At 34.2% G+C, this 22,560-nt stretch carries 11 protein-coding genes and 2 pseudogenes; 2 read left to right on the forward strand and 11 right to left on the reverse strand.

Translation table 11 applies throughout. The features are described 5' to 3' along the window. Nucleotides 1-14 precede the first annotated feature (14 nt). Nucleotides 15-1,922 carry a 3'-5' exonuclease gene (locus COE25_RS18860; protein ID WP_098933714.1) on the reverse strand — a complete coding sequence of 636 codons (1,908 nt, stop codon included), beginning with the start codon at nucleotides 1,920-1,922 and terminating at the stop codon, nucleotides 15-17. Between the two features lie 225 nt (nucleotides 1,923-2,147). Between COE25_RS18860 and COE25_RS18865 the strand changes: the two genes are divergently transcribed. Further along, nucleotides 2,148-2,474 (forward strand): ABC transporter ATP-binding protein, encoded by a 327-nt coding sequence (locus tag COE25_RS18865; protein WP_257208895.1) that lies wholly within the window; start codon nucleotides 2,148-2,150, stop codon nucleotides 2,472-2,474. Nucleotides 2,475-3,233: 759 nt separating this feature from the next. Here COE25_RS18865 and COE25_RS18870 read toward each other — a convergent pair. The 5 genes and pseudogenes from COE25_RS18870 to COE25_RS18890 form a co-directional block, all read right to left on the reverse strand. Next, a complete protein-coding gene (locus COE25_RS18870; protein ID WP_098933715.1) occupies nucleotides 3,234-3,599 on the reverse strand; it encodes a hypothetical protein in 366 nt (121 codons plus the stop codon). A gap of 661 nt (nucleotides 3,600-4,260) precedes the next feature. Continuing rightward, nucleotides 4,261-5,015, reverse strand: a pseudogene (istB, locus tag COE25_RS18880) (IS21-like element helper ATPase IstB). After that, the gene (locus COE25_RS32125; protein WP_306572673.1) at nucleotides 5,009-5,167 is read right to left on the reverse strand and encodes a hypothetical protein; all 159 of its coding nucleotides are present in this window, start codon (nucleotides 5,165-5,167) and stop codon (nucleotides 5,009-5,011) included. Before COE25_RS32125 ends, istB begins: the two are co-directional and overlap by 7 nt. Nucleotides 5,168-5,233: 66 nt before the next feature. Then, a complete protein-coding gene (gene istA / locus COE25_RS18885) occupies nucleotides 5,234-6,412 on the reverse strand; it encodes an IS21 family transposase (protein WP_306572674.1) in 1,179 nt (392 codons plus the stop codon). A 594-nt stretch (nucleotides 6,413-7,006) separates the two neighbouring features. Then, the gene (locus COE25_RS18890) at nucleotides 7,007-7,987 is read right to left on the reverse strand and encodes a hypothetical protein (protein ID WP_098933717.1); all 981 of its coding nucleotides are present in this window, start codon (nucleotides 7,985-7,987) and stop codon (nucleotides 7,007-7,009) included. A 1,662-nt stretch (nucleotides 7,988-9,649) separates the two neighbouring features. Between COE25_RS18890 and COE25_RS18900 the strand changes: the two genes are divergently transcribed. After that, nucleotides 9,650-9,967, forward strand: a complete 318-nt coding sequence (locus COE25_RS18900) for a hydrolase (RefSeq protein WP_098933719.1) — start codon at nucleotides 9,650-9,652, stop codon at nucleotides 9,965-9,967. Between the two features lie 142 nt (nucleotides 9,968-10,109). On the opposite strand, the pseudogene COE25_RS18905 reads toward COE25_RS18900, so the two are convergent. The 5 genes and pseudogenes from COE25_RS18905 to pglX (COE25_RS18925) all read right to left on the reverse strand — a co-directional run. Next, nucleotides 10,110-10,516: pseudogene (locus COE25_RS18905) on the reverse strand (transposase); the annotation flags it as partial. Between the two features lie 248 nt (nucleotides 10,517-10,764). Further along, nucleotides 10,765-12,819: a protease Lon-related BREX system protein BrxL gene (gene brxL / locus COE25_RS18910; RefSeq protein ID WP_098933720.1), complete on the reverse strand. Its 2,055-nt coding sequence runs from the start codon at nucleotides 12,817-12,819 to the stop codon at nucleotides 10,765-10,767. A gap of 18 nt (nucleotides 12,820-12,837) precedes the next feature. Further along, a complete protein-coding gene (gene pglZ, locus COE25_RS18915) occupies nucleotides 12,838-15,393 on the reverse strand; it encodes a BREX-1 system phosphatase PglZ type A (RefSeq protein WP_098933721.1) in 2,556 nt (851 codons plus the stop codon). 76 nt (nucleotides 15,394-15,469) lie between these two features. Next, nucleotides 15,470-19,018: a BREX-1 system adenine-specific DNA-methyltransferase PglX gene (gene pglX / locus COE25_RS18920; RefSeq protein ID WP_098933722.1), complete on the reverse strand. Its 3,549-nt coding sequence runs from the start codon at nucleotides 19,016-19,018 to the stop codon at nucleotides 15,470-15,472. Nucleotides 19,019-19,034: 16 nt separating this feature from the next. Further along, a complete protein-coding gene (gene pglX / locus COE25_RS18925; protein ID WP_098933723.1) occupies nucleotides 19,035-22,559 on the reverse strand; it encodes a BREX-1 system adenine-specific DNA-methyltransferase PglX in 3,525 nt (1,174 codons plus the stop codon). Nucleotide 22,560 lies beyond the last annotated feature (1 nt).

The raw sequence follows: 22,560 nt of genomic DNA on the forward strand, positions 1-22,560 counted from the left end.
CATGAACACCTACCTTATTTAATCTCTACTAAACCACTTTTCTTCTTGATCCTATCGAGCAAAATCTGATCCAGATAGTTGGTAAATTCAGATTCACCAGAATAAGATAAGCAGAGATACTCCTTCGCCCTCGTCATTCCTATATAAAATAAAGAAACCTCTCTTTCTTTATCCTCTTCAAGGGGAAATGGCATGGAATCAACATTTACAATGAACACTGCCTGGAAGTCAAGTCCCTTACTGCTATCAATTGTACTTATTTTAATCTTGCCATCTTCTTTTTCAAAAGATCGCTTCGAAACATCATTTTCGGTGATCCAGTAATTTGGCAATGCCAATTCACCTAAAGATCGTTTAATAATATCAACAATCGGATATTTATGTGTTCTCTTCACTCTATATAGGATTAGCATCTCCTCAAGTGGAACTTTCTTCTCTTCATGCAATTTTTTAATTTGTCTGGCAACCATTCTCATTTCGTCAAAGAAATTTGCTGCTCGAATAATACCTGGCTCTGGCCCTTTTCGTTTCGTGCTTTGGGGAGCAATGATTTCACCCTCAAGATTACGATTGACGACCTTATTTTTAAACATGGAATGCCCACGGTAAAAATCCCAAGCAAACTTAACAATTTGTGAGGTATTTCTATAGTTGATTGAAAGCACCTTAGAACGGCCTTGAAAAGATAAACCGGTATCCTGCACGTATGAACGTTTTCGCCTATAAATCGTTTGCGCTCGATCTTCTACCAATAATAGGGATTGAGTATCCGTATTTATTAGCAGACTCACTAACCTAAGCCAATCCGCGTCGAAATCCTGCCCTTCGTCTATCAATATCGCATCATAGGATGGTAGAATCGTTTCTTTCTTTTCGATTTTATCGATGATACCTGATAGGTGCTGCTCTCTAATCTTTAGATCATTCTTTAGCCAAGAATGAAAATTCCGTACGATTATGTTTTGATTTTGTATTGCCTTACTAGTTGGATCAAAATCAAATAGATCTTCAGGTTCATTCAGCATATGATGAATCATTTGTTGGATCGCATTGGCCAACGAGATATTATAACAAAGGATTAGAATTTTCCAATCAGGATTTTGTTTTGACAGCATCTTCGCTCGACTGGCCAAAATAATTGTCTTCCCACTTCCTGCTACACCACGAATCAAGCGGTTCTTATCACCAATCTGTTTCGCTAAATTCTCCTGATGAAGATCCATGGTTTTAATATCATGAAGAGATAATAATAGTTGATCCTGGTAAGGAACTGGCGCTTTAAACTCGGCACTAATCCGAACTTCTGGAAATAAATGATATCTGATGGCATTAATATCCTCGATCGAAAGGGGTTCCTTTAAGCGGTATGGGACCACAAACATATTCAAAATCTTTTCCATTAAGATTTCTTCCGAAAACCCATCTTTTTCAGGATCGATTTCATCTCTTGTTAAACAGAGATTTGGTTCAATGACTGAGTAAAGGCCCTCTTCAATAAAATCCTTCGCATACATTCTGGTAAAGACGACACCATGACCATATGGGAACTTTAATGAAAATTTATACTTCCCATCCAATTGAATAAGATTTTTGTCTTTTTTCAACACATCAACCACATGAAACATATTGTCTCTCGCTTGTTTCATTGGGCTTTTTTTGACTTCCTGATCACCAGAAGTCGTCACAATATGCCACTCTTCATGGTTAATTTGAAAAAGGGTATTTTTGGTATAATCCTTCACTTCCAACACTACAATGCCAAGATCTGGTCCAATGATCACAAAATCAGGCCGTCTTCCTTGAATTTCTGGTTCAAAGTACACAATATAATAGTCTGGTAGAAAGGTTTTTAAAGTTCGGAAAAACAAACGCTCACCTGTTGTGGCGGTAGATCTAATTGTCTCGGGAATCGTAAATGCCATAATAACCGCTCCAAAATTTGCATTTTCCTCCATTATACTACAATTAGTTCAATCGACCTAAATATTTACATAAATCTTCTATAATTGTAAAACCACCCTATTAATTTAAACAATTCTCTACTAAAACAAACAAAATCCTCCAAAAGCATTGTTTTTTCTTTCTTTTCATTGAATAATAGAATGGGTAAATTCACCTATACAGAACGCGAGAATGAAGAAAATGGAGTGGAGATCTTGTTTAAAGGAATCCTTGATAAATTATTTCATACAAACCAACAGACAAAAAAAGTGAACGTCCAACCGATTAGCCAAGCGGAAATAGAGGCATTAGTTGAGGGAAAAATCAGGGAGCATGCGGCAACACTACAAACTACAACGAATGACCAACCCATTCCAAAAACATCAACTGACCAAGAAGATTACACCTTAACCGCAAAGCAGATTGAATATGCCCTCTCTTTACTTGAAAAGATCAAGCCTGAATTTGAACTGGCAATTGATCCTGCTCAATTGACTATTAAGGATTTAAATAGATTAATTGCTTATAATTGATACAAGAATAAAGGGACACTTGTTTTTTTACCAATTACATAATAGTCGAAAAAAATATGAGTATCTGATGGCTTTATTGAATCCTGATCTTTACAACACATACGTATGGAGATTTAAAATACCATTTACAAGACTTATAGGTAAAATAAATGAATAATTTAATTCCTGGTTATGTTAGAAGTGAAAGCACTTGAGAAATCAAATTTCGAACAAAAAGTTATGAAAACATATGTACAAAAAATTTAAGAGTATTGGTTTGGACCGGGAGGTTTTATAAATATCTTGTCCAACAAACGTGAGTGATGTTTCAATAAAGAAGTATCACACTTTTTCCTTCCTCAAGTAACAAGTTAGCTAGATTTTAAAATCTAGAGCTGCAATTCAGGTGGCTTTTCTTGTTCAACTAACACTAGAATAACTAAAGCCACTCGGTAAAAAAGGAGGAATAAAGCACGTACTGAAAATAAGAACTTTCAGATGGACAAGGCTTTCAATATTGGAGTAGTTATTGATTACTAATCAATAATTATTACACTACATCAATAATCCCATGTGCAACGTGTAAAAATATTTAGAAATAACGTTATAGCTATGTCCGACCTCAATCTTATATTTATATTATTCAATATGTTAAATTAAAAATGAAAATTAAGGATATTTAGAGAATAACAATTGAAAGTCGTTCAACCTATACAACGTTGAACGCTCGATTCAGGGATGAGAGGGCTTTAATATTAAGAAAGTATGTTTTTGACATTATTATTTATAATCTATTGACCAATTACAGTTTAAAATTTCACTTATCGCAATACAACCATCTTCATCATCAACTGGGTCATATGCATTACAAAGTTCCCCTTTAGAATCATATGAGTATATTACTTTACCATTCATAAAAGCTTCTACTGCCTTACTGAAGTGGACTTTTTCTTGTATAATTTCCCACTTATATTTTAAAGCATTACTACTTAGTGACAATATTTCATCTTCAAATCCGTTTTCATTAATCCAATAAAAAGTACCATTAACAATTTTTACACCATACGAATACTCCTGCACCTCGAGACACTTTGCTATTTGACCAATTTTTAATTTATTAATCATTTCTATTGTAGATAGCGACAAAACAATGCCCCCCTTTCTGGATAATATATGTACTATACGAGGGATAAAGATTTAGTAGATATTGAAAAGTTGCCTCAGTAATATTATAGGAATTTACCTCATAGGAAAACAAGCAAGTACAAAAGGTATGTAATATTTTTTTAATAAATAAAAAATGACCCTGCTGCATCCCCCGGTTACAGAAATAACTTACTCGCTGCTCTAAAATTCATTATTTACTAGTCATTTGTAATTTATGAGATACTAATTTGCTATCCCCCCTTCACTTTTAATTTGAGTTTTTAACCTACTCACTCCTAATTGATTACGGCCATAGGAATTTACCACCTGTGCCATCTTTTGTACCACTCTTTGACAAAGAATTTACCAGGACTCGCCAACTCTTTACCAATTAAAAACTCCTCTCATTACTATTATGTAATGAGGAGGAGTTTTTTTGATTTAAAACATTTGGTTAAGCCTTGAAGAACTCTATTATGATTTTCCTTGATCCTTCGTGGATGTCCTGTTCAGTCCAAGTGTATGGAAAAGGTTCTCTCCCATATACATCAAAAAGCTTTTTCTTTAATTCCTTAGGGAAAGGATACCACTCCCTATAGCCCAACCAATAATAGTATTCTTCCATTTTAAATAAATCTTTCCGTGTCAATATTGTCATATCTTAGACCTCTATGCTTAATCCATGACGCTCACGCATTGAGATCTCACCGTCTAATAAGAATTGGTAAGAATCATGGACAATGCGGTCTAAAATGGCTTCCGCAATGGTGCCGTTTCCCAATTTCAAGTGCCATCCGCTTGGATCGATTTGGGAACAGAAGATGGTGGAAGAGATTTTGTGTCGTGCTTCAGTAATCTCCAATAAGATATTCGCTTCTTCTTTTGATAGCTCAGTAAGTAGCCATTCATCAAGAATAAGCACATCCGTTTTTGTATATTTCTTGATTAACTTACGATAGCTGCCGTCGGCAGCCAATTTAGCCAGAGACAATTCATCTAGTAATTCAGGCAATCGGACATACTTTACATTATAGAGTTGACGGCATGCGGATACACCAAATGCACAGGCCATATAAGTCTTCCCCGAACCCGTTGGCCCTTTCAATATGATGTTATGATGATTTTGGATATAAAGACCACTGGCCAATTTTAATATAAGATCCTTTTTCAGTTTTCTTTCCTCAAAATACTCAATATCTTCAATACATGCTTTTGAGTCTGAAAATGATGCGTTTTAATCAACCGAATCAAATTATTGCTTTTACGGCGGGAATACTCCAAATCAACGAGCAGTGAGAATCGATCTTCAAAACTCATAGATTGATATTCTTTATTTTGGGATTGTTCCTTATAAGCTTCGGCCATCCCGCTTAATTTCATTTCCTGTAATTTGGATAACATTTGATCATTCAACATTTATCTTTTCCTCCATAATAAGAAGCCCCACGGGTGAAGCCATAGTTGGTGTCGGTCATTTCTGTATTTTGTTTTAATTCTTGTTCCGCATCTTTTTTCTTATTGTTTTTCAGTAGAGTTTGAATACTTTTGACCGTCGGTCTCTTTGTCATGGTGAGCACCATTTTACATGCCAGCTCTATTTCATATTGGGTATAACGGTGCTCCATTTTCTTCAATTAAAAGATCGATTGTAATGCTTGTTTTTCAGATTGATAGGAATCTAAAAGGTATTGCACAACAATCAATGTTGAAGACCCAATGCTTTCTGCCCATTCAATCGCCACTTCAGGCGTTTGATCCATGAATAGCTTGTGATTGTCGGGCATATGATCCCGAACAGTTGATATCTGTCCGAATCTCCCATATAATCGTTTATGTGAAGTCAACCACATATGATTAAAGTAAATGGCTACCATATCATCGGAAAGCTTCACATCCACTTGTCGATTGATATATTCGTATGGAACTGAATAAAACATGCTTTCAACAGATATGTGGTAATCTGGCCGTACTTTTGCCGTTCTCCACTCGGATATCTTATATGGCATGTCCGGAAGGGGGGAAAGCGCAAATTTCTCCTCTTCTTCAAAAGCAGAAAAACGGCATCCTTCTTTTCGGGTAAAAGGACGACGATTAAATTCCTCTAATTTCTTACTCACTTCCTCATTCAACTCTTCAATACTAAAGCAGTGAGTATTCCTTAATGCCGCTATGATCCATGTGGAAATTCCCCCGACAGTACCTTCGACACTAGGTTTATCTTTAGGGCTGCGTACGCGTGCCGGCATAACAATAGTATTGTAATGGTTGGCCATTTCCTTGTAGGTAGGATTCAATACAAGTTCCCTCGAAGTATGTTTCGTCACTCCCGTCTTTAGATTATCCGAAACAACAATTTGGGTGGCGCCACCGAAATATTCATACGTATGAATATGGGCACCTATCCAAGAGTGTAAATCCATTGATAAGGTTGCTTCCGCATAGGAAAGTTGACTGCACGGTAATGTCGCCACAAAAATATATGCTTTCACTTTTTCCCCTGTATCCCTATCGATAATAAAGGCTGTAGACCCTGCCCAATCCACCTCCAATATTTCCCCAGGCTTTCTACGGATACGCAAGGTAGCTTTGTATTTCTGTGCATAATGGCTATAATGGCGGATGAAACTTCGATAAGAGTAAGGGATTTTGTTATTCGCCCGGCTTTCTGCTTCGTATTCATGATGTAGAAGTGAAAGGGTAACGTTCGGTTTGGCCAACTCTTTATGAATGTATTCAAAGTCGAGAGGATGCCTACCGGAAGCTTCCAATGACTTCTCTGGAAACAGGAACTCTTCAATCCATTTATCGTCCATTTCTCATCTAACGGACACGCCAATCCTTTCTTTTCAGCCAATTGAATGACCTCTGTCACTTTCTGACGAGAGTTCTGGGTACTTGCAGAAATACCTCTCAAACTAATTCCTTCATCATAAAGTTCCAGAATCTTTCGATATTGGATCATAAAAAAATACCTCCCATATAAAGTGTCATATCACGAGATATGCTCACTAATTATATAGAAAGTAGTGGTTGGTAATTAACCTGTCGATTAGTGGTAAATTTCTTGTCATTCTTTGGAACAAACCATGTCATTAGTGGTACATTCAAGTGGCCGTAATCATAATATTTTCTATAAGAGAAATATAGATTTTTCATATAAATTCACTGCAAAAAAAGAATCGAAAACTAACTCGACCTTATATTACAAGCTTGTTATTGAATTTCTAGATTGAAAAAAACGCATTACATACTATATAATTTTTTGGGATTATATCGGATGCATAGAACAAAAAAGAATGCTAGGTAAATCCCAATACAGGTTTTTACCTAGCACTCTGTTATTTTTCCCCTTCCCTTGTAAGAGCAATGGACGGTTCTTATGATCGGCACCATTTCTTTATGGGGAACTATATTTCCTCCGCTAATTTATCCATATACTCTTCACGGATTTTAGATAAAGACTTCCCGGTTTGTTTATGTATCGCAAAAACATAGGTTTGAACACTGGACCAACCGTATATATCCTTAAGCCATTTTTGCATGGATTGCTCCACACCATTGACTTCCACATTTCCATTACTTAAAAGTGTTGCTTCTTCATCACGATCTTTTGCTATAATAAGATCACCAGCTTGAACAACACCCCATTCAAGCAAAGAATCAATTTTAGGTAACCTTTGACGGGATAATTTTTTTCCTGTTTTCTTAATTGAAGATGAAGATTTCTCTAAGAAATTTACATAATAGTCTTCATAATCAGCTAACGGTAACAACTTTTCAACGTTAATATATACTTCATCGTGTATTTTAAATGGAATTAACTTATAACAGCTCATATTAACACCATTACGATTTAACCAAGCAACTGCTGATAATGTTTGCTCATCAAATTCGGATGCCACAAGGACCACCTTTTGATTTTTGTTAAAGTTGTTCTCTGCTCCATTTACTTGCAAAAACTCATTTAATTTTCTGTTTCCCAGTTCCGAGCTAGTGAGAGATTGATGTTCAAATTCTGATCTATACTTTTCGATATATGGAGCATAAATTTTACTTACCAAATCTTCCGAGTCTACAATTTTCGCATAACTTGCAGCATACCGGATTGCTTGAAATTCAAACGCTTCTTTGCGTGATTCAATATCTTTCCGATCTCTTTTGATCTCAATTAAGACAATATTTCCATTGTTGTCCACTGCTGTAAGGTCACTTCGCCCATGCTGGGCATTCCTAACTTGTCTACCAACTATCAGCATGGATTCCTCTTCATCACAAACCATATCAATATTGGACCTTAGTAATTCTTCTATATCGCTTTCTAACATTTGTAACTCAGAAAAAGTAACTTCATCCACTTTTACAGCTTTATTCGCTTGTATTTTGTACATGGTAAGACCTCACTCGTTTTCCAATAATGCATATTTAATTAGTTTCTAGTTTCTTTCCATTAGCAAAATTAATTCAAAAAACTGCTATTTGTTCTGAAAAAGTGTTAAAACAGTTCGGTCAAAAATCGTGTACTGCATGGTAACGTTTAAATCTTCAAATCTTATTAAAATTTTATTTCCTATTATTCCTCATATGACTGAGTCCAATTACCTACTTTTCTTCTTTGACTACAATGTCAAATCCAAGTCTTTTTAAGAAGTTATTAGATTGATTTCCACCGTAAAGTTTGTTTATTGTAAGGTTGATGGCATTGCATTTCTTAATCGTTCTTGCTAACTCTATTTTACCAAGTATTATGAATGTTGTAGAATGTAATAATTATGAACTATCACATTTCATTTCAGATTACCTATTTACTTAGTCGATAATGTGAAAAAGTGCAAGTTCTTAAAAAGGAACAGAACTTTTCATAAAATTTTTTAATAACCCTCTCTCGGACCACGTCACTCTTTAAAAGTCCCTTCACTTTCTGATCAATTCTCTCGATCTCAGCCGAAGAGTTCTTCCACCAGTTTCGGCTCCAGATTCGGTCGATTGTCCAGCCTTTGCCGTAATGATAATTAATTCCCTGAAGTTGAGACACCATTATCCGCAATTAGTCATGCATGTGCGACCACCGTTCGCATCTGTCCACCTAGGATACGTAAATTAATACAGATGGAAAAATATATGTGACAGAAGAGAGAAAGCTTTTCTTGATGTCATCTTTTATATTAATGGCTTACCTCGTAAAAAGAAAAACTTTTACTATCCCTATCATAACAATTTATTGTACAAGAATTAAGAGGTTGTGATTTCATCTTAAAAGACCGCCATGTAGAGTCTGTTTATGTTGAATATGCTGTGCTCTTTTCAAAACCTGAGAATAGAAAAAACTAGAAGAAAAATTCTACTTGTTGAGAAAGTTGGACTGAAAATCTTTCTTATGGGATTTGCAGATTTTATTATTAAAAAATATTTTTTAATTAATATCAAAATTCGGAAAAATTATCAGTTTTATTTAGTAGTGGGTATTTTTTAACAAAACTAAATATGTCCATAAAAAGTTGATTTATCACATAAATGATGTATACCCCACAGAGAAATGCTGCTATTTTATTGAATTTGAAAAAGCCTCAAAGTTTTAGATCTCAAAATTTCTTTGCACGTTACATAAATGCACCCTTTAATGAAACTAACATGTCCAACCTCTTCATAAACGATTATGTTGTGCGAAGTAACAGACTTATTCGATTGTCTACCATTCCCCAATCCTATCCAAAGAACGAACGCATACCTGATAATTTAATAATTAAAGAAAAACCTACAATAAGTATAACTAATTGTAGGTGTATGCATGTCGATATCCTCTTCATCACCAGTTAGATTGTTTCGGTACATTTCGTACAACTCATCGACCAATTTAGTACACCTCCTAGTTATTCTTTTCCCTTATAAAGATAAAATAATTCTAACTTTACCGTTTGTTAATAGACAGAAAAATTGTTTGTTTGATTGTATTTTTAATATAACGTATTCATTTCTAAAAAATGAATCGAAATTTGGCAAAGAATAAATTTTTTCTATTTGTAAATTACTAAAGAGTAAAAGGGGATGACATAATGGATCAGCAAAAGAAAACCTATTATATAGATGTAGGAAGCGGTGAAATTTCTCAAAGTGCCACAAGTTCAACCTGGAGCTATAAAATTGATGCAGAGGATGAAGAAATAACCCAGCTTCGCGAGCTTTTTGATCAAAATTATTCAACCGAGTGGAAAAACTTTTTTAGAGCCCATGTTCCTTATATTGAGTATCATTATGACCGTGAAAACGATGCATATGACAGTGCGATTCAGCAAGTGTATGGGATTTTGCATAAACTTGGTGATGAGGAAGCAAAAAATCATATTGAAAGTATGAATATACTACCAAAATAAAATTTATTACCCTTTAAGAAAAGAAAAATCCTAACTTTAGGATTTTTCTTCAGAGTGTAGACAAAATGCATTTAATATCTTAATCGGACCTCTCCTGAAGTCCATTTTATACCATTTTTGGACTTTTCCATGTCTAGGCTGGCTATCTCATCTTCTTCAAATTCTTGACAGCAAAAGTAAGCATCGCTTGCATGGACAATTTTTTTAGACCTCTAAGGGGTGTCCAACGCATACTTTGCTTTTCCTTATTATCTGCAAAACACGTTCAATCGTTTCTTTACGTTCTGCGTATATGCTTTTATTCTCTTGTGTATGATAAGATGGTCGGCCTCTACTAAGTAGTTTTCCCATACATGTCCCTGAATGAGTTTTTTATTTTCCTTACTCTGCGTACACACTCTTAAAGTAATGGGCAAGTATTACACTGAATCGGATTAGAGAAGTATTAACGATATCCTTCCTTCGTCGCTGTTGCATATTTCAGTATTTGTCCTTGCAACAAATATAACAATCGTAGTGCTCATCATACACATATTCATGTTTTTTCATCTATTTTTATTGAAAAAGCCACCAATTTGATTTGGTAGCATTAGTAACCTTTTATTTTTTCAATATGAACTTGAAATAAATCCACAAGATTTGTTTGCCCAAAATAAAAATAAATACGGCAAGGGTTTCAAACCTCCTTGCCATTTTTGTGTTTTAAATTCTTGATAAAATAAACCTAAATTTAAAAAGGTAGTCTAAATGAATCAGCAAATATATCCCTTTTCATTTCTAATATTTTTGTTTTGATTTTAACCAACTCCTAATGCCTTAAACACAGCATCAATCGGATCTGAATAGAAAATTGGTTGAACTTTAATTAGCAAATCCGATGGAACAGTTTGGAAGTCTACTACTGACGATGCAGGAATTAAAACCTTTTTAGCTCCCGCATCAACACAAACCTGTAAAACGTTTGCCAGTTCTTCTACCTTTTCAATCGTTCCCCCAACTGTCATGTTCCCTAAAACAACGGTACTTTCCTGGACAGGCTTCTCTAATCCTCCAGAACATAATCCGATTAATTCGGCTACAGCTAATTGCGGTGTGAGTCCTATTCCCTGCAAATCAGCGATATGCATAAGGTAATCTTTTGTTTTTATGGATATCGTCCCACTGATGCTTTTACTGTTGGCTGTAAAGTACCGGTATGATGTATCCAAACTTTCCTTTACTGCTCTGTTAGATCCAACACCCGATTTTTCAAATTTACCTGATCCAGAAACAATTTGGTTTTCCAGTTTAAAGACTCCGATCATTCCAGATTCACCTACACCAACCGTGTAAACGTGGCCTGGTTTTCCCATTCCTTCGGGTATCAATTTTCCTCCCCCCTGCTCAGGAACAGATACATATTCTTCTTGTAGTGTTTCTTTGTCTATATAGGAGAACATGACATCATAAAATTCCATGCCACCAATTTTCTTTAACTGTTCTTTTACTCGTCTACGGCCTTCTAAGGCATACTGAAGCACTTCTTCAACATCTTCTTTTGTAAATTCTCCATGCGGGTAAAGCAACTTCATAAAACCTGATACTGTTTTTCTAACGGCAATAACATCACGTTGATTCAAATTATTTCCAAGCTTATAGAATTGATCAATTGAATCCCCAAAAGAACGCTTCCGCATTTCTCTGAAATATTCAGCTAGATAATCAACTATAAAACCATAACGGTCTGTAAAGAAGTCCGGACGCATTTTGGGGATTTCCCAACCAGGCATATAGTAATGCATACGATCAAAGAAAGCAGAATCATTATTCATTCCCTCGGGAAATGGAGCAAATAGATGGGATGTTTTTATTAATGAATCTACACTTTGATTTATGTTTCCGACAAACACCATTGATGCTGAAGCAGCCTTTTCTTCTTTTCCTCTAGCAAAAGAACCAGAAGCCATATAGTCTTTCATAATTTGGATACCATCTTTATCTTTAAACTTAATCCCAGCAACTTCATCAAATGCTACTGTATCCCACATTCCAACTAGTCCCACCTGTCTAGATGACATATTGTAAAATAGGTTAGCCACAGTTGATTGTCCACCGGATACAAGGATTGAATTAGGAGAAATTTCCTTATATACATGTGATTTACCTGTACCACGAGGTCCAAGTTCGCACATATTGTAGTTATTTTCCACAAGCGGAACTAGACGCAATAATAAATGCCATTTTACCCGTTCACTGAGCTGCGTTGGTTCCATACCTGTTGAACGAATTAAAATGTCTATCCAATCATTTTTTGTAAACTGCTTACGTCCTTCTATTATTTCATTTATATCCATATTTGGCATTTGTATTGGTTTTAGGTTGCTAATGCTAAATGGACTCATATTCTTTTGCTCTTCATCGTAGTAGTAATCCATTTTCAGCATACACCAAATCCCACCAGCTAACAGCTTATCAAATTCCTTTACATAATTTGATGAGATTGGAACATCTTTTAATCCTAAGTTTGAGAATTCTGCTTCATAAGTGTCCTTCTTCGGGTTAAGTCGAACAGATACTTTATCGATAATAGAATACTGCCCAATCTCACGTATCTTACTTTTGATTTTCTCGGCTTCATCAGGTCTAACAAAATTTTCAGAGAGAATTTTCTTTACCCTCACTACACCTTCTTTTATACTTTCTTCATCATCAGTGGCAGCATACATTCCTAACAGATATTCAAGGACATAAATAGGTACATTTGCTCCTTCTTTGATGAGTTTTGTAAGATCTTTTCTAACTACACGCCCTGCGAATATGGAATTTAATTTCTTATCTAATTCAAGTGCATTCACTTCATTTACGTTCTCCAAAATTCTCCCTCACTTATCTTAGAAATCGAATTCACTAACTATACCTAAATTAATATTAAACGGTATTTTCTCTAGGATAACTCCTGTCTCCAAATCTTTCATTGTTAAGTAATAATGTTTGTTTTTATCATAAGTAATGGTTTTTAAGGCAAACCGGAGCTTAAATGTCCGTTCTTCTGGATTATTCGATGTTCGATCACCGATTATGGTCTCTTCATTGGAAATGACTGATCCATCATCATCTGCCATATAAATCATGACTGTCCTTGGTACAAGCTTTTCCTCCACCTTTTCTGTCTGGAAAAAAGATAAATGGAACAAACTGTTGGTTATCTTTCGAATTGTGTTCGTTAGCTTAATGTCCACCTTCACAATTTCACGACTGTTTGCTTGTCCTCTTCGAACATTTTTGAATTGGATTAGAGGTACGACTACTTCTTGAAGGCTTGCACCTCCATGGACAAAGTTCACACCAGATCCTTGTATTTTAAAACGGATTGTAGCTTTCGGTACATATACTGTCAGTTGATGTTCATTCTTAATAATGGAGTTCATATTAATAGTAAGAATGCCATCCATCACTCTCTTTTCTTGAGAAAGCATATACCTTCTTTTCAATTCAATCGCATGAATATCCTCTTTTTCAATCTTATCACTTTCTACCAATGCTTCTCGTTGATAAACAAAGCCATGATCCGCAGTAATAAGAATATTAGTGCCAGATAAATCGTCTCGAATAATTTTAACTAGAGTAGATATTTCATCAATGGCTCTTTCAACTGCACTAAATGTATAGATTTCCGTGGAGGCTTTATCTCCCATTGCATCAATCGTGTCATGATAAATGTAAATCAACTTTTTACCTTTAAAATACTCTCTCCTACCTGCTTTGTTCATTGCTAACATTTCTTGGGCATGGACAGCCACACTAACCGAAACAGTAGATTCAATAATATCCTTGCGATTTTCGATTCCACTGGAAGACTTTCCGTCAACTAAAACTCTCGCATTTTCATCCATTACTATTTCTCTATGTGGAAGTAATGAAGCCATACCAAGTTTCGTAATAGAGGGAACTACGCTAAGGATAGGTTCGATTTCACAAGCACCCATTGTTTCAGCATTTAGCTTATCTGCAAGTTCTACTCCAACCTCATAACGAAGGGCATCAGAAATAATAACAAATATCCTTTCTCCCTTATGAACCTTCGGAGCAACATATCGTCTATAAAAATCCTGCTGATTAGTAATTCCAGGAAGTGTCCACTTATCTTTGATATCGGATTCAACTGAATGAGACCAATGCGAACTTAAATCCCCCATGTACCAATTTGTATATAGATTTTCAACCATTGCTTTTAACTTTTTAAGTATTTCACTGTTAGGCTCGTTATCAAAAGCAACGTAAAACTTACGGTAATATGTATCCATAGCATGATATTCATTTACATAACTGTTCCACATATCTACGGCTGAAACTTTCGGAATTCCTGAACTGTGCTTTTTATAGAACTCATACATTTTTACTGTATAAAATAAAGCCTCATAGATGAATTGATACTTCTCATAAAAATGCTTTACTCTTCTTAAATTGATTAGCTTTATATACTCTTCATAATCTTCATGATATGCCTCAAGAGCATTGGCGATATAAATAATAATCGCCTTATCAAAATATGGAAACGTATCCGCAGCCATAAATGATTCAATTGACAATTGATTAACGATATCAGTCAATTTAATTTCTTGTTCTATCATATCTGCTAACTCATTGTAGATGACATAATCAGTCTTGTGGTGCATCCAATGGTCAATAAATACCAAAGCATTAGATTTGTTCCTTTCGGCTACAAAACTCATTATATTCGAAAGATATTTTTCTTCTATGGTATGACTCAACGTAGTAACCGCTAGGTGCATAAACAAAGTCTTCAATGACTTATCTTCTCTATCATAACCATAAATATTAGAAACGTATTTCCAGAACACATTAACGTCAAAATACTTCTCCATTAATCCAATGTATTTGTTGGCTTGCTCTGCAAGACTTTCTTTCAAAATGGTCTTGAGTAACTCCTCAAAATCAGGCGTTTTCATGTTACATAAAACACTCATAATCCCGATTTCAATTGCCTCTTCTGTATAGGATTGAACCCCATAGGACTTAAACTTTTGTGAGTGCTTTTTGTTGAAAAACTTCTCATATTTTTTCACAACTGCTCTTAATGATGAATCAATCCCTAAGTCGTCTAATAACAAGGAAATCTTATCTGCATAGAATGTTTTTGAATAGTAAACCGTATCAATAAGCCAGTTTTCCTCTACATTTATATCATCATTTGTATAAACCAGATAATGAGAAGTCGGCTCTTCTTCTTCAAGTAAATATTTTGAATAGAAATTATTTTGCTCTGTCAAATGATGAATTTTTACATTGTTAATATATAGGTTATTGATTTCCTCCACAAACTCTTTATCCTTATCAACCCAGAAAATAATTTTTCTAAGTTCACCATCATTAAGTGGCTCATTAAAAGAATAAGTTAGTGTCGTTATGATTTGATCAATGTTCAATCCCAGTCACCCCTTTACAATAAACTCCATAAAACAAAGATATACCAGTCATCACTGGTATATCCTCATGACTACCTTAAATTTTGGCTAAAAGTCCTTTAAATTTCTCATAATTGACTACTACACCTTCATCTAAATCTATTTCAATTTGCATATCAGCCATATGATGCAATAATTCATCGTACTCTTTTAGCTCTTCTATTTTCTTGTCTAATACCTTTAACTCTTTCTTGGCGTTACTAATTTCCTTAGTTGTTGAGTCACTCTCAGTAATATTAACAAGCGACTTTCTCTCTCCATCCAAGCGAATCTGATATTCATGCAAGTAATCGGTACGAATTCTAGATAATGTAGTCTTATCATAACGGTGCATGTAGATTAAGCAGTTAAATGCTTTCTGTTTACCAGAAGAAAATAACCAATAAATCGGTCGCTTTTTATACGTTTGAACATGATCCTTGAAGAAATCATTTAAGAAGTAACGTCTAATAGTTTCTTTGGCAGTTTCACCTTTTTTCTTTTCAAGTATGTCTGCAATAAATTCAAGGTTTTCTGCTAAGGTTTCTTCGCCAAATGTTAATTGCACAAACTCGATGAAGGTTGAAACAATGTCATCCTCAAAATAAGCTCCTGCTAAGATTGGAAGGATATTGTCTTGTTCAGCTAGGAATGTTTTATAGCGGGAGGGGTAAAACTCGCCGCCTCCATGAATAAGACCCTCTTCATCCAATGAATAACGACCAAATGAACAGCCTAGGGCAAAAGATATAAAACTTTTAATATCCCTCTCCAGATTAGCTTTGCGTACGGTTACGTATTTGTCTTCCACATTTGGTGTTAATTCATCTTGTAACCCATAAATTTCTATAAAAATACGGTTTATTTCTTCTTCATTCTGTTTGAGTTGATTGAATTGGTTTTCAGTATAATGCATCCAATTTTCAAATGCTATTTCTATTTTTCGAGAACCTTTTTGGTGCTTTAATATAGGGTGACTTAAAAAGTCCCATGAAACTTCAAATGAATCCCAATCTCCTTTTGAGATTGCAATATTTTCAATGACTTTTTCTTTTACCAGATTATCATTTACTAAATATATAGGTAGTTTACTGATTGATCCTGGATTATAATCAAGCGTAGGAGAAATTAGTCTTAAAAAACTTTGAATTACCTTTGTATTTAATAAGCCTAGTAAGGTGAAATAATCTTCTGAATCGTCAAGAAAAACCATCGGCCCTTTAGTATCGAAAATGAATCCTTTATTTGTATGTCTAAAGGATATATTTCCTGAAGTCAAGGAAGACCATGTCATACCTTCTCTAAAATAATATTCGCTATTCCAACACTTACTGTTTTTCTTTTCAATAAGGCCCTTTTCCAATCTATCTTGTTTATCCTTCTTAATATTAAAACCATCTTTCTCCCAGTCAACAATATATTCATTATTACCATACCATCTTCGAAAACTTCCACCTTTATTATAGGGGAACCACTTTTTACTTTTTCCAATATGCAGCATATCTTCATTATATTCATAGCAAAATTTATTTTTATTAACTTCGAACCATATTCTTAGAAACTGTTTATTATCTCCCGTTTGTAGACCAACTCTCGGGCATGCAATTTTTTCAAGAATTGGAGCATTTTCGAAAGAATTATGTATTTGAGAGGAAGCCCAGTATGCTATTGGGATTCCTGGAATTTTGCCAAAGTTGTCTTGATCAAATGAATAACGATAAGAAATAGTTTGATTTTGAACAGCCTCTATGGCCTTCTCTTTCTTTTCTTTTGCCGTTCTCTCATCAATTAAACGAATATAAATTCCTTTTTTGCATGGAAAATAATTGTTTCGCAGTACAAATGCTGTGGATTGAACGACCTCTCCACCAATTTCTTCAAATGCTCTTGGACCTAAATGTAACATGGTAGAAATAGATTTATTCCGAATAAGTTTTTCTCTTAATTTTTCAAAACTTGATAAGAACATCCAAGAATGTTGATTAATACTTGCATAAAATCCGTGTTGTTTGATATAATGATCTATTTCCATAAAAGAAGCAAATAAGTCTGCTTTTGAATCTGGATACTGTTTCTTTAAAAAGTTTGATAATACAATATCCATATTTCCTTGCCCCATATAAGGTGGATTTGTTACTAAAATATCATATTGTAGATTCATGATTTCAGCTTGTTTCAATAACTGGGGTAATATTTCTAATACTTTCTTTCTAATTTCCTCTTCAAAAAGGTCTTTGGCCGGATTATTTTGAATAAAACTTAATCTCTTCTCCAAAAAATCTCTGTCATAATCCTCAACCTTTATTAAAGATCCTATTGTTTTTGCATCATTAAACTGTCTTATGAACTTTTTAATATTTTCACAATCCGTTCCACTATTTACCCCTGAAATATAAGAGATATCATCATTATCCAAATGATTAGTTTCTTGAATTGATGCTAAATTAAGTCTTAAACCCTCCCTTTCAATATTCCTAATGAAACGACTATTATATTCAGTAGCCCTCATAACAACTGAAAAACATGCAAGTTGATATGCCCGATTATCTATATCCAATCCATAGAGATTATTTTCAATGATTAACCTTGGGATTTCTCTCTCCATATACCCACACTTGCTGTATATTTCATAAAGCACATCGAACATATAGACAAGGATATGCCCACTACCCATTGCAGGATCGAAACATTTAATATCTTCTACTATTAACTCTTTATTTAGGTAAGGAGCTAGTTTTTCCTCAAGAAAAGGTTCTGGATCATGGTTTTCGATATAGAATTCCCACTTGCTTAATAGGTCTCGGTGTTCTGGATGTGATTCCACCCAATAACGTCCTAATGAGTTCTGCACCATATAACATACAATCCAATCGGGTGTAAAGAGTTGTGTTGCAAAAGGAATTTCTTCTGCTGTAAACTTTTTCTTTTCTTTGAAAACTCTATCCTTCTCTTCTGCAATATAATATTGATACAGCCAACCAATAACTTCAACCTTTTGCCAATTAACCTCTGGTATTAACTCTGTATTGGTCATTTGTCGAATAAAAGAGTCTTTTGCTAATAATCCTTCTGGAAAGAGAATTTCTGTATAATCGTCAATTGTTTCAAATATGAAAGGAAGATATCGATTCAAGTCGTTACAATGTTTAATAATAAGGTACTTGAATAATTCTTCTGTATTGTTGCTTAATTTCAAATCGTACACATACTCTTTATCTATCTCTAAATCGAGAGATAAAGCCTCTTTTATCATATCTGGCTCGGCACTATCTGCATTCGTAGAAGATAGAACACGAACATCAGTTGGTAGATACTCGTTGACTTCCATGTACCGTAACGCTGTGAAACGATTAAACCACGTATAAGCAACTTCTTCCATCACTTGTTTAAATCCAAGTTGATTGATACGTGAAATTAAGTTATCTCTTTGGATTTTATCTTTTTTGGAAAGCTGTTTGCCATCAATAAAGAATGCATCTGAGCTTTCAATACCTGCTTTTTTTATGTTATCTTCCGTAATTCCAATTTTCATAGCCTTTGCTGCAACTTTTTTCATTAGGTCTTTTCTTGCATTTGTCGCAAAGGTTTTTAGTGCTGATTTATTCATTTAACCACCTAATTAATTATATTTTTGCAACTAAACCTTTAAACTTCTCATAATTCACAACTACACCATCATCTAAGTCTAATTCAATTTGCATATCGGCCATATGATGTAACAATTCATCATATTCTTTCAACTCTTCTATTTTCTTGTCTAATTCCTTCAATTCTTTCTTGGAGTTACTAATTTCTTTAGTAGTTGAGTCACCCTCAATAATATTTACAAGCGACTTTCTTTCACCATCCAAACGAATTTGGTATTCATGTAAGTAATCAGTACGAATTCTTGATAGTGTAGTCTTATCATAACGGTGCATATAGATTAAACAGTTAAATGCTTTCTGCTTACCAGAAGAAAATAACCAATAAATCGGTCGCTTTTTATATGTTTGAACATGATCCTTGAAGAAATCATTTAAGAAATAACGCCTAATTGTTTCTTTTGCAGTTTCTCCTTTTTTCTTACCGAGAATCTCGGCAATAAATTCAAGGTTTACTGTTAAAGTTTCTGCACCAAAAGTTACCTCTACAAAGTCTATAAACTTTGAAACAATATCATCTTCAAAATAAGCTCCTGGTAATATTGGAAGTATATTATCCATATCAGCTTTAAAGGATTGGTACCTATTATAATCAAACTTTCCTCCAGCGTATATAAGACCATCTTCATCCAATGAATAACGACCAAATATGCAACCGACTCCATATGAAATAAGTGATTTTATATCTTGATCTATATTTCCTTTTCTTACTATTATATCTCTATCTTCCACACATGGATTCATGTCTTTATGAAGATCATAAATATCAAGTAATTTACTATTTATTTCTTCTTCGTTCGACTTTAACTTGTTAAATCTTTCTTCTGAAAACTTACTCCACATATTAAATGAATCTATTATTAAACCTTCACGAATAATAAAATTTAATAATGGATGTTTCTGAAAATCCCAAGAGATTTCAAAGGAATCCCAATCTCCTTTTGAAACCATACAACATTCCTTTACCAATTCTTCAATCTTTATCTTAATACTTTCGTCTACTGGATAGATTAATGGAATATTAGAGATATCCCTTGGTTGGAAGTTTAGTGTAGGATTACACATAGCTAAATGAGTTTCGGTAATTTTACTATTTAGTAACCCTTGAATGTAGTATAAATCCTTCTTAGGGAAAATTGACGATCCCCCTGAGTCAAATAATCTTCCATTATCTACAATCCTTGATGAAAATTTATATGAAGTAACAGCAGACCAAGTTATACATGGCTTAAAATATTTATCTTCACTCCTAACAGACGCTAACCTTTTGCCCTTACTATCTTTATTATTTTTTATTTCATATCCATTGTTTTCCCAATTAACTAAGTATTCATCAAAACCTTTCCATTTTCTATAGCCCCCACCTTTACTGTAAGGGAACCACTTTTTCTTACTTAATATAGCATCGTTGTGGTCTTTACATCTAAAACCAATCTTTTGGTTTGATACTTCATACCATAATCTTAAAAAACGGTTATTATCAGCAGTAGTCATCCCTGTTTTTGGAGAAGCAACTTCCCCCAAAGGCATTCCTTTGGAATACGAACTAATCATACCCTTACTCACCCAATATGCTATAGGATATCCAGGAATATTAGTAAATTCACTTGATTTAACATTATATATGAAATCCACACTACTTTTTGTGGCCTCTATAACCTTTTTTGGTTGATTTTCGGCACCTTTAAAGTCCGATAATCTAACGTATGTTCCAAAAAAATCTAATGAATAATTTCTTAATGTAAATGTACATATTGGTACTGTTGCTTCCTCAAATGCCGAATATTCCAATTGGATTAAACTACTGAGACTTTTCTCGGTTATTAACTTTTTCCTTAATTGCTCATAGGCAGAAATAAACATCCAAACAAATGGTGTCATAAATCCTATCTGACCGCTTTTTTCAACAACTGAAAAACTATATTGCATAAAAGCTGAGAATAAGTCTGATTTGACATTTGCATAGTGCTGATTTAAAAACTCAACTAAGATAGGATTTAAGTATTTATTTCCTATGTACGGTGGATTAGTGACCAAGATTGAATATTGCTTGGACAGTATTTCAGTTTGTTTTATTAATTTTGGCAACAATTCTAAGGTTTTTTTCCTAATTTCTTCTTCAAATAAATCTTTTGCAGGGTTGTCCTGTATAAATGATAATCTATTATTAAAAAAATCCTTATCAAATTTGCCAACTTTTATTAGCGATCCAATCGTCTTAGCGTTTTTATACTGATCAACAAACTCTTTGGTTTCTTTATAAATTACTGCACTATCATCCCCTGCAATGTAAGCAATTTCTTCATCATTTATAGTGTTAGTTTCATGAATTGAGGCTAAATTCAGCGTTAAGCCTTCCCTCTCAATACTCCGAAAAAATCGGCTGTTGTAATCTAATGCTTTCATTACAACTGAAAAACAAGCAAGCTGATAAGCTCTATCATCTATATCCAAGCCATATAGGTTGTTTTCAATGATTAACCTTGGGATTTCTCTCTCCATGTATCCACACTTACTGTAAATTTCATATAAAACATCAAACATGTAGACAAGGATATGTCCGCTACCCATCGCAGGATCAAAACACTTGATCTCCTCAACTTTAAGCTCTTTATTGATGTAAGGAGCCAGTTTTTCCTCAAAATCGGCTTCTGGATTAGGATTTTCGAGATAAAATTCCCAATTGCCTAACAGATCTCGGTGTTCAGGATGGACCTCTACCCAGTAGCGACCTAACGAGTTTTGCACCATATAACGAACTATCCAGTCAGGTGTGAAGAGCTGAGTCGCAAAAGGTATTTCTTCGGTTTTGTATTTCTTTTTTGCTTGAATTACTCGGTCTTTTTCTTCCGCAATATAGTATTGATATAACCAACCTATGACTTCAACCCTCTGCCAATTATCCTCCTTAATAAAATCTGTATCGGTCATTTGACGAATAAAGGAGTCTTTCGCTAATAACCCTTCTGGAAAAAGAATTTCTGTATAATCATCAATCGTTTCAAACATAAATGGAAGATATCGATTCAAGTCGTTACAATGTTTAATAATTAAGTACTTGAATAACTCTTCTGTCTTGTTGTTTAATTTCAAATCATAAACATATTCTTTATCTATCTCTAAATCGAGTGATAGAGCCTCATTTATCATATCTGGCTCGGCACTATCAGCATTAGTAGAAGATAGAACTCGAACATTTGTTGGTAGATATTCATTGACTTCCATGTAACGTAACGCTGTAAAACGGTTAAACCACGTATAAGCGACTTCTTCCATCACTTGTTTAATCCCAATTTGGTTGATACGAATAATTAATTTATCTCTTTGAACCTTTTCTTCTTTTGAAAGCTGTTTACCATCAATAAAGATGGCATCTGAGCTTTCAATATCTGCTTTTTTTATGTTGTCTTCCGTAATTCCAATCTTCATAGCCTTTGCTTCAACCTTTTTTAAAAGCTCTTTTCTTGCACTTGCCGCAAAGGTTTTCAGTGCTGATTTATTCATT

The sequence above is a fragment of the Bacillus sp. AFS031507 genome (genome assembly GCF_002584635.1).
In the GTDB taxonomy this organism is placed as follows: Bacteria; Bacillota; Bacilli; order Bacillales; family Cytobacillaceae; genus Neobacillus.